Annotated in this window: 14 protein-coding genes and 2 pseudogenes; 8 read left to right on the top strand and 8 right to left on the bottom strand. The window is 68.8% G+C overall.

Features of this window, described 5'->3' with window-relative positions; genetic code table 11:
• Nucleotides 1-132 precede the first annotated feature (132 nt).
• Nucleotides 133-690: a GAF domain-containing protein gene (locus ACFC8N_RS48320; RefSeq protein WP_376296043.1), complete on the bottom strand. Its 558-nt coding sequence runs from the start codon at nucleotides 688-690 to the stop codon at nucleotides 133-135.
• A 614-nt stretch (nucleotides 691-1,304) separates the two neighbouring features.
• Between ACFC8N_RS48320 and ACFC8N_RS48315 the strand changes: the two genes are divergently transcribed.
• From ACFC8N_RS48315 to ACFC8N_RS48300, 4 genes and pseudogenes are all read left to right on the top strand, one after another.
• Nucleotides 1,305-2,357 carry a PP2C family protein-serine/threonine phosphatase gene (locus ACFC8N_RS48315; protein ID WP_376296042.1) on the top strand — a complete coding sequence of 351 codons (1,053 nt, stop codon included), beginning with the start codon at nucleotides 1,305-1,307 and terminating at the stop codon, nucleotides 2,355-2,357.
• Nucleotides 2,358-2,733: 376 nt separating this feature from the next.
• Entirely contained in the window at nucleotides 2,734-3,021 is a 288-nt protein-coding gene (locus ACFC8N_RS48310) for a hypothetical protein (RefSeq protein ID WP_376296041.1), read from the top strand.
• A gap of 327 nt (nucleotides 3,022-3,348) precedes the next feature.
• A pseudogene (locus ACFC8N_RS48305) lies at nucleotides 3,349-3,456 on the top strand (site-specific integrase); the annotation flags it as partial.
• 131 nt (nucleotides 3,457-3,587) lie between these two features.
• Nucleotides 3,588-3,884 carry a helix-turn-helix domain-containing protein gene (locus ACFC8N_RS48300; RefSeq protein WP_376296040.1) on the top strand — a complete coding sequence of 99 codons (297 nt, stop codon included), beginning with the start codon at nucleotides 3,588-3,590 and terminating at the stop codon, nucleotides 3,882-3,884.
• A 66-nt stretch (nucleotides 3,885-3,950) separates the two neighbouring features.
• Here the strand turns inward: ACFC8N_RS48300 and ACFC8N_RS48295 are convergent, their stop codons facing one another.
• Nucleotides 3,951-4,433 carry a hypothetical protein gene (locus ACFC8N_RS48295; protein ID WP_376296039.1) on the bottom strand — a complete coding sequence of 161 codons (483 nt, stop codon included), beginning with the start codon at nucleotides 4,431-4,433 and terminating at the stop codon, nucleotides 3,951-3,953.
• A 203-nt stretch (nucleotides 4,434-4,636) separates the two neighbouring features.
• On the opposite strand from ACFC8N_RS48295, the gene ACFC8N_RS48290 reads away from it, so the two are divergent.
• On the top strand, nucleotides 4,637-5,071 hold the full coding sequence (locus tag ACFC8N_RS48290) for a peptidoglycan-binding protein (protein WP_376296038.1): 435 nt from the start codon (nucleotides 4,637-4,639) through the stop codon (nucleotides 5,069-5,071).
• 309 nt (nucleotides 5,072-5,380) lie between these two features.
• Here the strand turns inward: ACFC8N_RS48290 and ACFC8N_RS48285 are convergent, their stop codons facing one another.
• Complete coding sequence (locus tag ACFC8N_RS48285; protein WP_376296037.1) at nucleotides 5,381-6,373, bottom strand: AraC family transcriptional regulator; 993 nt, start codon at nucleotides 6,371-6,373, stop codon at nucleotides 5,381-5,383.
• Between the two features lie 125 nt (nucleotides 6,374-6,498).
• Between ACFC8N_RS48285 and ACFC8N_RS48280 the strand changes: the two genes are divergently transcribed.
• A complete protein-coding gene (locus ACFC8N_RS48280; protein WP_376296036.1) occupies nucleotides 6,499-7,581 on the top strand; it encodes a saccharopine dehydrogenase family protein in 1,083 nt (360 codons plus the stop codon).
• Between the two features lie 23 nt (nucleotides 7,582-7,604).
• On the opposite strand, the pseudogene ACFC8N_RS48275 reads toward ACFC8N_RS48280, so the two are convergent.
• The 3 genes and pseudogenes from ACFC8N_RS48275 to tpg all read right to left on the bottom strand — a co-directional run.
• A pseudogene (locus ACFC8N_RS48275) lies at nucleotides 7,605-8,332 on the bottom strand (transposase); the annotation flags it as partial.
• On the bottom strand, nucleotides 8,322-8,828 hold the full coding sequence (locus ACFC8N_RS48270; protein ID WP_376296035.1) for a hypothetical protein: 507 nt from the start codon (nucleotides 8,826-8,828) through the stop codon (nucleotides 8,322-8,324). The pseudogene ACFC8N_RS48275 and the gene ACFC8N_RS48270, both read right to left, overlap by 11 nt.
• Nucleotides 8,829-9,129: 301 nt before the next feature.
• Nucleotides 9,130-9,711 (bottom strand): telomere-protecting terminal protein Tpg, encoded by a 582-nt coding sequence (gene tpg / locus ACFC8N_RS48265; RefSeq protein WP_376296034.1) that lies wholly within the window; start codon nucleotides 9,709-9,711, stop codon nucleotides 9,130-9,132.
• A gap of 85 nt (nucleotides 9,712-9,796) precedes the next feature.
• Here tpg and ACFC8N_RS48260 point away from each other — a divergent pair, with 85 nt between their 5' ends.
• Together ACFC8N_RS48260 and ACFC8N_RS48255 are read left to right on the top strand one after the other, a co-directional pair.
• Complete coding sequence (locus ACFC8N_RS48260) at nucleotides 9,797-10,321, top strand: hypothetical protein (protein ID WP_376296033.1); 525 nt, start codon at nucleotides 9,797-9,799, stop codon at nucleotides 10,319-10,321.
• 76 nt (nucleotides 10,322-10,397) lie between these two features.
• Complete coding sequence (locus ACFC8N_RS48255; RefSeq protein WP_376296032.1) at nucleotides 10,398-10,703, top strand: DUF3759 domain-containing protein; 306 nt, start codon at nucleotides 10,398-10,400, stop codon at nucleotides 10,701-10,703.
• 393 nt (nucleotides 10,704-11,096) lie between these two features.
• Here the strand turns inward: ACFC8N_RS48255 and ACFC8N_RS48250 are convergent, their stop codons facing one another.
• Nucleotides 11,097-11,339: an alpha/beta fold hydrolase gene (locus ACFC8N_RS48250; RefSeq protein WP_376296031.1), complete on the bottom strand. Its 243-nt coding sequence runs from the start codon at nucleotides 11,337-11,339 to the stop codon at nucleotides 11,097-11,099.
• Between the two features lie 72 nt (nucleotides 11,340-11,411).
• Nucleotides 11,412-11,783 (bottom strand): alpha/beta fold hydrolase, encoded by a 372-nt coding sequence (locus ACFC8N_RS48245; RefSeq protein WP_376296030.1) that lies wholly within the window; start codon nucleotides 11,781-11,783, stop codon nucleotides 11,412-11,414.
• Between the last annotated feature and the right edge of the window lie 36 nt (nucleotides 11,784-11,819).

Raw genomic sequence — 11,819 nt, 5'->3', positions numbered from 1 at the left:
GCGAACCCGAGAAGCAGCCCGAGGACCGGGACCGCAGCGGCGGCCAACTACCCGCTCTCGGCCCCGGGCACCCGCGCTCCGCAACCCGAGCCCGTTCCGGGTCGAGCCGAGCCTGACGGGCCGCCATGGCCGTCACGGCAATCGGACTGCGCCGCCTGCCCCTCTTCGAGGCGGCTCACCCCTGCATCTGCCGTCTCCGTAGATCTTGCCGCGGGTGCTGATCGCGGCTCCGAGCAGGGTGCGCAGGTGCGGGTGGCCGGGAGGGAAGCCGGCCGAGTCCGGGTGGGCGGGGATGTCGTCGACGCGTAGCGGTTCCGGGTAGGCGATCAAGCGTCCCAGCAGGCCGCGGCCATGCGGGAACTCCACCCCCGCCAGGTCGGCCCGCTCCTGCTCCGACAGGCCGACCGGGATGAACCGGTCGATGTACTCGCCGTTCTCATCGAGTACGCCGAGTGCACCGCAGCCGGCTCCGACCAGTTCCATCGCGGTATCGACGATCAGCTGTAGCACCACGGAAAGGTCCACGTCCCGGGCGAGGACCGCTTCATACAGGTCATGCAGCCGCTCCTGTGCCCGGCCCAGTGTTCTGAGCTGCTCGGCAATCTGCTCAAGCTCGACGCCCAGGCGCAGACGGCTGGCCTGACTGGACTGATCCGACGGTCCGGGCTCGTCCGGTTTCCCTGCCGTCACCGGTGCCTGTCACGCGATCTGTACACCCCACGGACTCCTGATACGGCCGTGATCAACAGTTCGCACGGCATGACCCGCCAAACGGCCCAACACCAGGCATTACGCCGAACGCGGCATGCCACACATGATCGGAGCAAGTGGCTCGTGATCAACTTGTAGAGATGTGGCTCCCGCAGCAGGAAGGGACCCGGCGTACTCGGCGCCACCCCGAGCAGCCCTTCGGGCCGTTCGGCCGCTGGCACGACGGGCGGGCGCCCGAACGGGCAATGCAAGGATCTTCAGGCGGCTGCGAGTGAGGCCGGCTGCTGCCCAACTGGCCCAGGAGAGGGATCGCGGCCGTGATGAGCGGCATGCAAACGGAGCACACCGATGATGAACCCCCTGGTGACCTTGTGTGTACCTTCTCCATCGATCTTGTCGATAGGCGGCACGGTGACCTGATGACACCTATGCGCGTCGCCACCGGACACCAGATTGTTCGTAGGCTATGAACGAACAGCGATAAAATTACCCAAATCGGCGGCCTGTGCGACCTTGGGAGCGGCACGGTGGCAAGGTCACCTGAGGAACGCGGAGTCACGCACAGTGCTGGTGCGCGGGGCAAGTGGCTGCCCATGCTGCCTGCTCTGCTGCTGGTCATCGGCCTGCTCGTCGGCCTGTTCACACCCCGCGCTGTCAGGCCGAATGCCCTCCTCATCACGGCCATGGTGTCCGCCGCCGCGCTGCTGCCCCTGTGGGGGACCGTGCTCATCGGAGTGGGCGCGTGTGCCATCTTTGTCGGCCTGATGGCAGACTTCAATGATCTGCGGGATGCGACCGCTTACTCCGAGCTGGCCACCCTCGGGGCGATTGCGGCGTTCTCCGTCTTCTTCAACCGCATGCTCCACCGCCACGCCCATCAGCTGGTTCAGGTCCGCTCGGTAGCCGAGACCGCCCAGATGGCGGTGCTGCATCCGGTACCGCGACACCTCGGGCACGTCACGCTCGAGAGCCTGTACCTGGCCGCCGCGGCGGAAGCCCGGATCGGCGGCGACCTGTACGAGGCGATACACACCCCGCACGGCGTACGGCTGCTCATCGGCGACGTACGCGGCAAGGGCCTGCTCGCGATCCAGACGGCCGCGACGCTGCTCAGCGCCTTCCGCGAGGCCGCCCACGACGCGCCCGACCTGCCCCACCTCGCGCGCCGCCTGGAGACGAGCATGAGCCGCCACGCCTCCCAGTACCCGGGGGTCCCGGGCTCGGAGATCTCTGAACGTTTCATCACCGCTCTCCTCGCCGAGATCCCGGACGATGAACCGGTCGTCCGGACCCTCACCTGCGGCCACCCGCCCCCGCTGCTGCTGCACCGCGGCGAGGTCCGGGAGCTGCAGCCCACCGCTCCCTCGCCGCCGCTCAACCTGGGCATGTGGGTGCGCGACGGGTACCACGTCGACCTCGCCCCCTTCCGTCCCGGAGACCAGCTCCTGCTGTACACCGACGGGGTCACCGAGACCCGCGACCGCTCCGGCGCCTTCTACCCCCTCGCCGAACGCATCCGCTCATGGAGCGGCGAGACTCCCCGCCAGCTCCTCGACCATCTCCACCGCGACCTGATCGCCTACAGCGGCGGCAAGCTCGACGACGACATCGCTGCCCTCGTCGCCCAGCGGCACCCGATCCGCTGAGCCTGAGATGACCCGTTCGAGGTACTTGAAGCCGGGGTCAACCCTCGCGTGCCCTCCAACTCGCCCCGAACGTCTCAAGCGGACCTGGCAGGTGTACCAGCAGCTCGGCTGCGTTCTGCTGTGTGGCTCGTATGAGGCCGACCGCGACCTGGGCGCCTTCTGCACCGGGTGCGGCTGGACCGTCCACACCCCTTCATGCTCGACCGCGCCGCCTGCCCTTCAGGCTCGGCGCCGGCGCTGACCAGTGCATGTTCACCCGCTGGCGCCCCCGCCGCTGATCTGCCTCGGCCGGGCCCCGGCCACCGCTGTTCCCCCGTACGAGCGCCGTACGTCGCCGGGGCCCGGCCGATCTGCGCCGGGCCGTAGGCTCGATGCCGTGGCAGACACCAAGAACACCCAGGGCTTCAAGGCCCTCCTTGCGCAGACCGAGGCCGAGTTGCTCACCCGCGGCCTGGACGTCGTGCCCGTCGGGGTGCACAACGTGGTCGCCCACGCGGTGAACACCGTCGCCGAGCGCATGGGCATCCAACCCCGCTCTACCCTGCGGTACATCGACCCCTCGGTCATCGCCGACCAGATCGCCAAGGCCGGCGCGGAGTCCACCGCTGGCCCACTTCTCCGGCTGCTCCTCGAACAGGTCAGATCGCCGGCCTGCTCGGTGTAGACCCGCTTGATCCGCGCTACGTCGGCATCGGCCAGGGCGTGCGGCTTGGCACGAGCCTCCTCCAGCGTCTCCAGATGCTCCCGCACGTCGACCGCCCAGCGCCGGGTGTGGTCGATGAAGAACTCCAGCTTGCTGATGGGGTGCCACATCCGCTCGGGCATCGCGCGGGTTCCACCTCGCGTACGACTACATGCCCGGCGACCCTAACCCCAAACGACAGCCCGTCGCCGGTCTTCCACGCAAGCCCCCCGATCGGGCATCCGACCTGCTACGCAACCATGATCAATCTCAGTGCCAACGGCTGTACCACTGGTCCCCACGGCACAGAAGTCCCGGCACAAGAAGCCGGAGAACGTCCGCCGCTACTTCAAGCCCTCCCCCGAGGCGATCGCCGAGCTGACCAGCCTGCTCGCCCCCGGCGACGCCCGCCGTTGACCGCCTGCGCAGGGCAGGGTAGGGCCCCTGACGCGAGCTTCGGCATCGGCCTGCCGCGGACCGGGCTCCCCGGCGCCGCGATGAGCATGGCGGACGCGAGAGCGGCGCTGCCCCTGGCGGATCCGGGACAGGTGAAATCCTTCGCAGACCACTGGCTGCTCGCCACCTTGGCGCCCACGGCGCAACGCTTCGCGGTGCTGCTCGAACCGCGCCGAGAGGCCGCGCAACAACACCCCGACCTGGCAGAGACCGTGCTCAGGTTCGCCGAGAACGGCTTCTCGCTCACCGCGACAGCCCGCGTCCTGCACGTGCATCCGAACACTGTGAAGTACCGCCTTCAGCGCTGGCAGCAACTCACCGACTGGGACGTACGCACCTGGCACGGACTGTCGTCCACCATGATCGCGCTCGGCCTGCCGACACTCTGAAGCGCTCATCCGGCCAGGGCCGCAACTCGGTGACATTGCTCTTGCCGGAAAACTCGTCCGCGAAGGTCACGCGGCATGTTCGTACTCGTGGAGGATTCCGCCGAGGCGGTCGCGTCGTCGTACGTCGAGGTGGGCGATGGCGTCCAGGTCGGTGATCGGTCGGCAGGTCAGTACCCAGCGTTCCGTGATCGAGTTCATGCGCGGCATACGGATGCCGCTGAGTACGACCTCAATCCCCGCGTCTTCCGGGACGCTGTCGAACAACTCGGGGAACTTGCCGTCCCGGTCCCGGATGAGGAACCGTGCCCGGCAGCCCGACTCCTCAAGGTCCATGACGAGATTCCTCGCGGCCTGTACCACCCAGGAGGCGGTCGGGTGCGCGGTGGCACCCAGGACCCGGATCCGGCGGGTCAAGCAGCAGCCCATCGAGCGGGCCGCCGACCAGTTCGGGACGGCGTCCCGCTGTGTGGTGTAGCCGATCACGGGTGAGGTGTGCGCGGGCTTGCTCCCGGCGCGCACGCTTCTGAGAGGTTCGCGCTCCCTGGGCATGACCCGTCCCACCGTCACCCGGGACGAGAGAAGAGCAGGTCAGAGCTTCGATGACCCGCAATCTCGTCAATCGGCGGCCGGGTGTGGTGCGCCGACGGTCGCCGCCCCCAATATCGGAACCGCGCCGCCCCGACGGCCCGGATCCTCACGTCCGTCGACGGTGCGGTGCCTCAGCGACCCACGCACAGAAGGAACCCACGCTCATGAAGGTCATCGGCAAGCTGCTCGCCCTCGGACTCGCCTCGGTAGCCCTCGCCGGCGGCGGACTCGCCGTGGCGCCCACTGCGGACGCGGCGACCACTGCCGCGCAGGTCTCCGCGGCGTACTCCTCCACCAGCTGCACCACGGTGTACTACAAGAACAACGCCCTGCTGTTCCAGCAGTTGGTCCCCAACCACAATCTGGCCTACGGCGACTACGGCGACTATTGCGTGAAGCTGCTGCAGAAGGGCATCGACGAGTACTACGGCGGCACCCCGCTGGCCGTGGACGGCAACTTCGGGCCGCAGACCGAGTCCTGGGTCAAGAAGTTCCAGAACGACTCGCCCTGCTCGCAGGGCGTCGACGGCCAGGCGGGCCCCAACACCAACAGCTGCCTGGAGTACCTCACCGGCGCCTACGGGCCCATCTACCCCTGACCACGCAGGGCCCACCCGGCTGGGCTGGCGTCGGAGGATGTCTTGGCCGTTGCCGCGCTGCACCCACGACCGGGTGCCGCATGACCGCGCTTGAGTGAAGAGGGCTCCCCGTGAATGTGGGAGCGTTCTTCTCATGCGTTGCCCTTCCACATAGGCGTGATGCGCAGGGCCTTCCAAGGGGCGGGCGGCAGACTTGGGTGAGTGCCGCCGGGCCCGTTCCGCTCTCACGGCCCACCATGGCTCTGCAGCAGGGGGCAGACGGGCGTCCGTACCGCGATCCTGCCCCTGCTGAAGAGCCCTCCTTCTCTCTTACTGCTCTGGCCGCATACGTTCGCCGGATCCGGTGACGCGACGGTCGGCGTCCGTGGTGTCAGGATCTGCGGATGTCGACTGGCGGCGGTATGCGCCGGGGGTCAGGCCGTGCTCCCGCTTGAAGGCGGTGCTGAACGCGAACTCGGATGTGTATCCGACCCGGTTGGCCACGGTCTTCAGCGGAGCATCGTAGTTGCGGAGGAGCCGGGCTGCGGTGGTCATACGCCACCAGGTCAGGTACGACAGCGGTGGCTGACCCACCAGGGTGGTGAACCGCCGTGCGAATGCCGCTCGGGACAGCCCGGCCAGTGCTCCCAGCTCTTCCACCGTCCATGGCCGGTGCGGGGCGCGGTGAATGCCCTGGAGTGCGGCGTGGATGGCCGGGTCGTGCAGGGCCGCGGTCCAGCCGGTGGTTGCATCGTGCCGGGGCCGCTCGTCGAGCCAGGCCCGCATGACGTACAGCAACAGGGCGTCGAGCAGTGCGGGCAGCAGGGCGTCACTGCCGCGACGGGGCTCCGCCAGTTCGGTCGCGAGGAGTTCGGTGGCTCCGCGCAGTGACGAGTGTTGTCCGAGGCGGGCTGGCAGGTGAACGAGCTCCGGGAACTCGCCTAGTAGTGGGTGGGGCCGGGCGCGGTCCATGAGGTAGGCGCCGCAGAGCATCACGGTCCGGGACCCAGCCCCGGCGCCGTCGAGGTGATCGCCTTGGTGGGGATCGGCGAGCGGCGAGGAGGGGAGGTCGGCCACCAGCACCGCGGGATCACCGGCCACAGAGTGGGCACTGCCGTGGGGGAGGAAGGCAACGTCCCCGGCCTGGAGTTCGATCGGTGAGCCATCCGGAGGGATCAGCCAGCTCCTGCCCTCGAGGACGAGGTGGAAGCCGGCACCGGCGAAGGGCCGGTGGCGTACCGCCCACGGCGCGCGTCGCTCGGTGCGCGCATAGTGCGGCCGCCCCATGCGCATGGCGGCGATCACGTCACTGAGCAGGTCCATTCGGCCAGCGTATTCGAATCCTCGGCACCCGAGACGATCACGTATACAGAGGAGACCCTGACGAATTAACCATCTCGTCGAAGAGCCATACGCTGCCTTCGGAGGTCGTGGAAAGGACATCGGACATGCGGATCGCGGTATACGGCGCCGGTGGTTACACCGGCAAGCTCGTCGTCGCCGAGTTGGCCCGGCGGGACATCGAGACGGTACTGGTCGGCCGGAACGTCGAACGCCTCAGCGAGGCAGCCGCCCGAGCTGGACTCACCGCAGTCGACGGCGCCGCAATACGGCGCGCCGAATCCGGGGACCACTCCGCACTCGTCCATGCCTTCCAGGACTGCTCCGCGGTCATCAACTGCGCGGGGCCATTCGTTCTGTCCGGCGAAGCGGTCGTGCAGGCCGCCATCGCCGCCGGATGCCATTACGTCGACATTGCTGGTGAACAGCGCCACCTCGATCGCGTCTTCAGCGCCTTCGCCGTGCCAGCCGAGGCGGCGGGGGTGACAGTGGTCCCGGGCGCCAACGACGATGGCCTGCCCAGCGACTTGCTCGCTCACCTCGTTGCCGCACGTGTCCGTCCTGTACGCGAACTCGTCATCGGCCTGGAACTGGTCCGCACTGGCGCAATGCCGTCCCGCGGGACTCTCCAGTCGGCGCTGGAGAACATCGACACGTTCACCGGCGGCGGCCTCGGCTACGAAGACGGCCGCTGGCATCCCGATATCGCCGCACGGCGTACGGCACTCACTTTTCCGGACCGCTCCGACCCGATGCCGGTGGTGAAGTTCCCTCTTCCGGCGGTGGTCACGGTTCCCCACCACGTCGCGGCACGCCGGGTCGAGGGGGTGGTCCGTGCGGAACTGGCGGCCGCATTCGCCGACATTACCCCCGCGCTCATCGACAGCGTTCCCGAAGGACCGCCCGCGGACAGCCGCCGCACTGCGCGCTGGATCATCGTCGTTGAGGCGACCAGCGAGGACGGGCGGCACGCTTGCGGCATCGTCCAAGGCATCGACATGCAGGGGACCACCGCGGTCATCGCGGTCGAAAGCGCACGTCGGCTCGTTGCCGACGGCGCCAAGCCCGGTGTCCTTGCCCCGGCCCAGGCCTACTCACCCGCCGACTTCCTGGAGTTCCTCGTCCAGCACGGCTCGCATTGGAGCGTCGATCCCACGGGCGGCGCTGTCGATGCCCGCCAGGCGCTATGACCGCACAGGCTCGCCGAGCTGCGTCAGGCTACGGCTTTGAGGGGGCGTCCGCCCCAGCGGATGCCCTTCTCGCTGCGGATGCGGGCGCGTTCCCTGCGTTCGGCGGCCAGGACGTCGCGGCGCGGGCGTTGGCGTTGCGCCAGCGCATGTAGGCATGCAGGGCCCGGGTCTGCACGGTGTGGTTGGCGTGGTGGGAGTTGGCGATGGTGAACTGCCTCAGCGGCCCGAAGTGCGCTTCGATCGGGTTCGCCCACGAGGCGTAAGTCGGGGTGAAGCACAACTCGACCTTGTGCTTCTTCGCCCAGCGGCGGATGTCGGCGCCTTTGTGGGCGGACAGATTGTCCAGGATGACGTAGATCGGTGCACCGTCGAGCCGGGCGGCACGGATCGACTTCAGCGCGGCCAGCGTGTTCGCGGCACCTTTCTTGCAGCGGTTGACACCCCCACAGCCGGTCGTCGCCGATGGAGTAGCAGCCCGTGGGAAGCGGTCCAGGACCTCCTCGATCCGGTCCAGATTCGCCTCGCGGTCCGGGTCGGGGGATTCCTTCCATTTCCTGGTGCGCTGGAAGGTGACACCGCGGCGGGCGAGCAGGCGCCGTAAGGTTTCGCGGCCGATGCGGATCACCCGGCCCTGCACTTTCCGCAGGTAGTCGACGAATTTACGCAATGACCAGCGTGTGAAGGGCTGGCCGAGCTTGGCGGGGCAGGTGGTGGCCGTCTGGATGACGAAGTCCTCGTCGTCAGGGCTGAGTAGACACCCCATGACATTTGAGGTCAAGCGGACTGGAGGTGCGCGTGATGCGACCAAGCGGTCGCCTCGTCGTAGAGAGTGCGGGACTTGAGGCAGCCGTGGAAAATGCCGACGAGCCGGTTGCCGACCTTACGCAGGGCAGCGTTGTAGCCGGATTCCCGTGCTCGTTGCTTGTCGTAGTAGCGGCGTGCGCCGGGCGGCCCACGGCCGCCCGCTCGTCCTCGCTGAGCGAGTCCAGCAGGCCGGTACGGGCCAGCGTGCCCAGCAGGGCGTGACGCAGGACGTCCGGGGCGAGGGCGGCGTGGCGGGCGGCTTCGGCTTCCTCCTCCTGGAGGCGCTTCTCCTTCTGCCGCTGCTTCTCCCGCTCGCGTTCGGCGCCGGCCGCCAGCTCGTCCTGGACGACGGCGTCGGCGTCGGCGTCGTACGGGCCGCCGACGGTGGCGAGCAGCTGCACGATGCGCGCCCATTCCGCGGCAGCTGCACGATGCGCGCCCATTCCGCGGCCTCTGCCGTGCCGCGGTCATCGTCGGCCAGGTCCTCGAGGGCGGCCGCCGCCTCCGGGTGCGTCATACCGCGGGTGCGCCGCCGGACCGAGTGGCGGCCGATCTCCGCCTGGTCGACCGGCTCACGGTCGGCGGCGGCGCGGGAGACCGGGACGCGAGGGCGCTGGCGGGACCAGGGTGCACGGGTGCTCACACGAGCCTCCCAATCGTCGCGGGAGGAACGGATACCGGGCCCGCAGCATGTGGCGCGCTGTGGGCGCAGGACAGGTTTATAGCAATCCTGAATTCCGCGCCCTAAAACTTGATATTCAGCCACTCCACGTCCTTGAATTCCACGTGCACGCCCGCGCGCCCGCCGCCGTCTCGGCGGAAATAGGCGTCCGCTACCAACTCGTGCAGATCGTCATCCGTCGCCCCGCCCTCCTGCGCGGCTAGGATCCGGTCGGCATGCGCGGGTGAGACAGCCGCGCTGATGTCCCGCATCCGGCCCGCGTCCGAGGTCCCTTCCGGGCCGAACCCGAAGTACGCCCGGCAGGAGATGACGAACCCACCGGTGGTGGCCGCGCGCTGCCTCGCCTGCGCCCTGACCTGTGGTTGCCACTGTGCTTCGGTCTCCTCCACCAGAGCCGCCTGGAGACGTTTCTGCGGCCTCCTGGAGGCGCCCGAGAGGTAGCGCTCCACGGTGCTACGGGAGACGCCCAGACGCTCGGCTACTGCCTGCGTGGAGCCCTTGGCGCGCGTGCGAAGGAATTTCATCTGGGCGCGCGGGGATTTCGGCGCGAGACGGGTGAACAGGGCGCGTTCCGCCCGCCCGAGGCTGTCGAGGATCTTGTCCCGGAGCCGGGCCTGCTGCTGCATGGTGTGCTGATCATCCATACCGGGCAGGGTCGGCCGGGTCCCCTGCGGACAGAGGACTCCGAGCGACGGGGATCATGGGGCACCGATCACAGGAGGACCGCGGATGCGGCTGACGATGGACACCGAGACGGACACCTACGAGCAGGCGATAGCCGCCGTCCAGGCCGCGTACGGGCTGCGACCGGCTGTCCCCGATGCCTGGCGCGACGCCCCGGACGCGAAACCCCGCCCCGGCCCGCAGGACCTCGCCGACGACGCCCTCACCGGCGGCTGGACGGACCAGCTGCTGTTCCGCGTGATCGCCTCGCTGGTGCCCGGAGCTCGGGCGGCGCTGCGCCGGGTCACCGAGCTGGGCGGCACTGCCTCCTACGACGACGTCCAGCGGTACTTCGCCGACCATCCGTCGACGCCAATCCTGCCGTCGACGATCGGCGGCACGCTGACCAGCATCAAAGCGGTCCAGCGCCGCGTCGGACCGGACAGCTGCGGCCCTCTCCTCCAGCGAGACGAACGAGCCCGGCGCTACCAAATCGACGACGGACTCGTGGCCGGCCTCTATCGGGCATTCGCCCTGGCCGATGTCCGCCCTGACCTGCTGCGCGGCGAGCCGTTCGGGTCGGCCACCTGACGCGGTCCGGGCAACGGTGAGGTGCTGTCGATCAGTTGGGGCCGTCGTCCGCATGAGCTGCCGGTCCAGAGAATCCGTGTCCCAGAGCATCAAGCAGTACAAGGACGCGCACACTGTCATCTACGGCAGCTCCAGCCTGGACCGTCTCGTCACCGAGGAGCAGGCCGGTCACGCGGCCGCCTGGGAGGCCGCCCAGAAGCTGAAGAAGTCCGGACAGCCGACCGACACCCAGAGCCTGGCCCATACTCTGGGGGCGCTGGCCCGCCAGCAGGCCGACCGGCTCGTGGTCGACTTCGGCCTGGACCACCTGGACGAGGAGGAGGTCAAGCGTCACGCGGCGGCCGCAGCGGCGCGTATCGCCCCCGAGTTCGCCACCGCCTGACCGCGGCGGCGTCCTGTGCGCCACCGGGTGCCGGCGGTCACGCGCCGGCACCCGCCTCCTTCGGCTCCTTCTGCTCTCTCGGCCGACGGAGGCTGGACCGTCGACCAGGTGACTGGCCATCTCGGGTCTCAGGGCGATCAGTCCGGCCACCGAAAGCCGTCCCGAGCGTTTGCCGCTCACCGTCACCTGCGAAGTCACTGTGCGCCGGCCCGGCCCCGGGCGCGCCCGTCGGCATGCCAACCGTTCCGATGATTAGACACTCCCGGAGCGGCTGCCAATCGGGAGACTGAGCCGGCGTGAGAGTGGGATGCGCAACGCACAGGGCTCCCGTGCCGTTGAGTGAGTGTCTTTGAACTTCCGGACAGGGAGCGCGGGTTGAGAGCGGTGCCGTGCTCAATCAAGGAATTGGGACACAGCGGCCAGCCAAGTGTCCGGTTGATCGATATGAGCCATGTGCCCAGCTGCCTCCAGGATCTTGGCGCTGGCGGAGGGGATCATGTCGGCGGCCTGCTGGACGAAGAGGGCAGGGAAGGTCATGTCGTATCGGCCGTGCAGGAAGAGCGTGGGGATCGCAAGGGCTGTGAGACGGGGCACGGCGTGTTCGAGGACTGCTTGGGGCAGGATGCCGGCGCGCAAGGGCCTCAGCCACTCCGCTGAGAAGCGGACGGACTCCAAGCGGCGTAGGTAGGCGGGGAGAATCTCGTGGCACTAGAGGTTCGCCGGTGCGGCTGCGACGGCTGCCGCGCGGGTCAGTTCCGGTCCGACCAGGTGTGGGTTTGACCAGACGCGGGCTTGTGCTGTGCGGCGGTCCACCGCATCTGGCCAGTCATCGAAGGCGTCGGCGGGGACAGCCTTGACCGTGGTGGAGGCGAGGATGAGGCTACGTACCCGGTGGGGTGCTGCGAGGGCGAGTCGCTGGCCCAGGAGTCCGCCATAGGAGAAGCCGAGGACGTCGGCTTGGTCGACCCCGATGGTGTCCATGAGGACGATCAGGTCGTTGACGGCTGTGTCCGGGGTGTACCCCTCTCTGTCAGCCTTGGGTGAGACGTCCCGCTTCGTCGGGTTAGCCTGAGAGGGCACGACAGGAGAACCACCCCCTCATGACCAGAACCACCC

Origin of the sequence: Streptomyces sp. NPDC055966 (assembly GCF_042269865.1) — a bacterium.
In the GTDB taxonomy this organism is placed as follows: domain Bacteria; phylum Actinomycetota; class Actinomycetes; order Streptomycetales; family Streptomycetaceae; genus Streptomyces.
The sequence above is the reverse complement of the archived record's forward strand: the minus strand, read 5'-3'. Positions and strand labels throughout refer to the sequence as shown.

Coding starts and splice junctions, on each gene's coding strand:
- ACFC8N_RS48315 (WP_376296042.1), top strand. CDS start 1,305: ATGCTGCCTGCTCTGCTGCTGGTCATCGGCCTGCTCGTCGGCCTGTTC.
- ACFC8N_RS48295 (WP_376296039.1), bottom strand. CDS start 4,433: ATGCCCAGGGAGCGCGAACCTCTCAGAAGCGTGCGCGCCGGGAGCAAG.
- ACFC8N_RS48290 (WP_376296038.1), top strand. CDS start 4,637: ATGAAGGTCATCGGCAAGCTGCTCGCCCTCGGACTCGCCTCGGTAGCC.
- ACFC8N_RS48285 (WP_376296037.1), bottom strand. CDS start 6,373: ATGGACCTGCTCAGTGACGTGATCGCCGCCATGCGCATGGGGCGGCCG.
- ACFC8N_RS48280 (WP_376296036.1), top strand. CDS start 6,499: ATGCGGATCGCGGTATACGGCGCCGGTGGTTACACCGGCAAGCTCGTC.
- ACFC8N_RS48270 (WP_376296035.1), bottom strand. CDS start 8,828: ATGGGCGCGCATCGTGCAGCTGCCGCGGAATGGGCGCGCATCGTGCAG.
- tpg (WP_376296034.1), bottom strand. CDS start 9,711: ATGGATGATCAGCACACCATGCAGCAGCAGGCCCGGCTCCGGGACAAG.
- ACFC8N_RS48260 (WP_376296033.1), top strand. CDS start 9,797: ATGCGGCTGACGATGGACACCGAGACGGACACCTACGAGCAGGCGATA.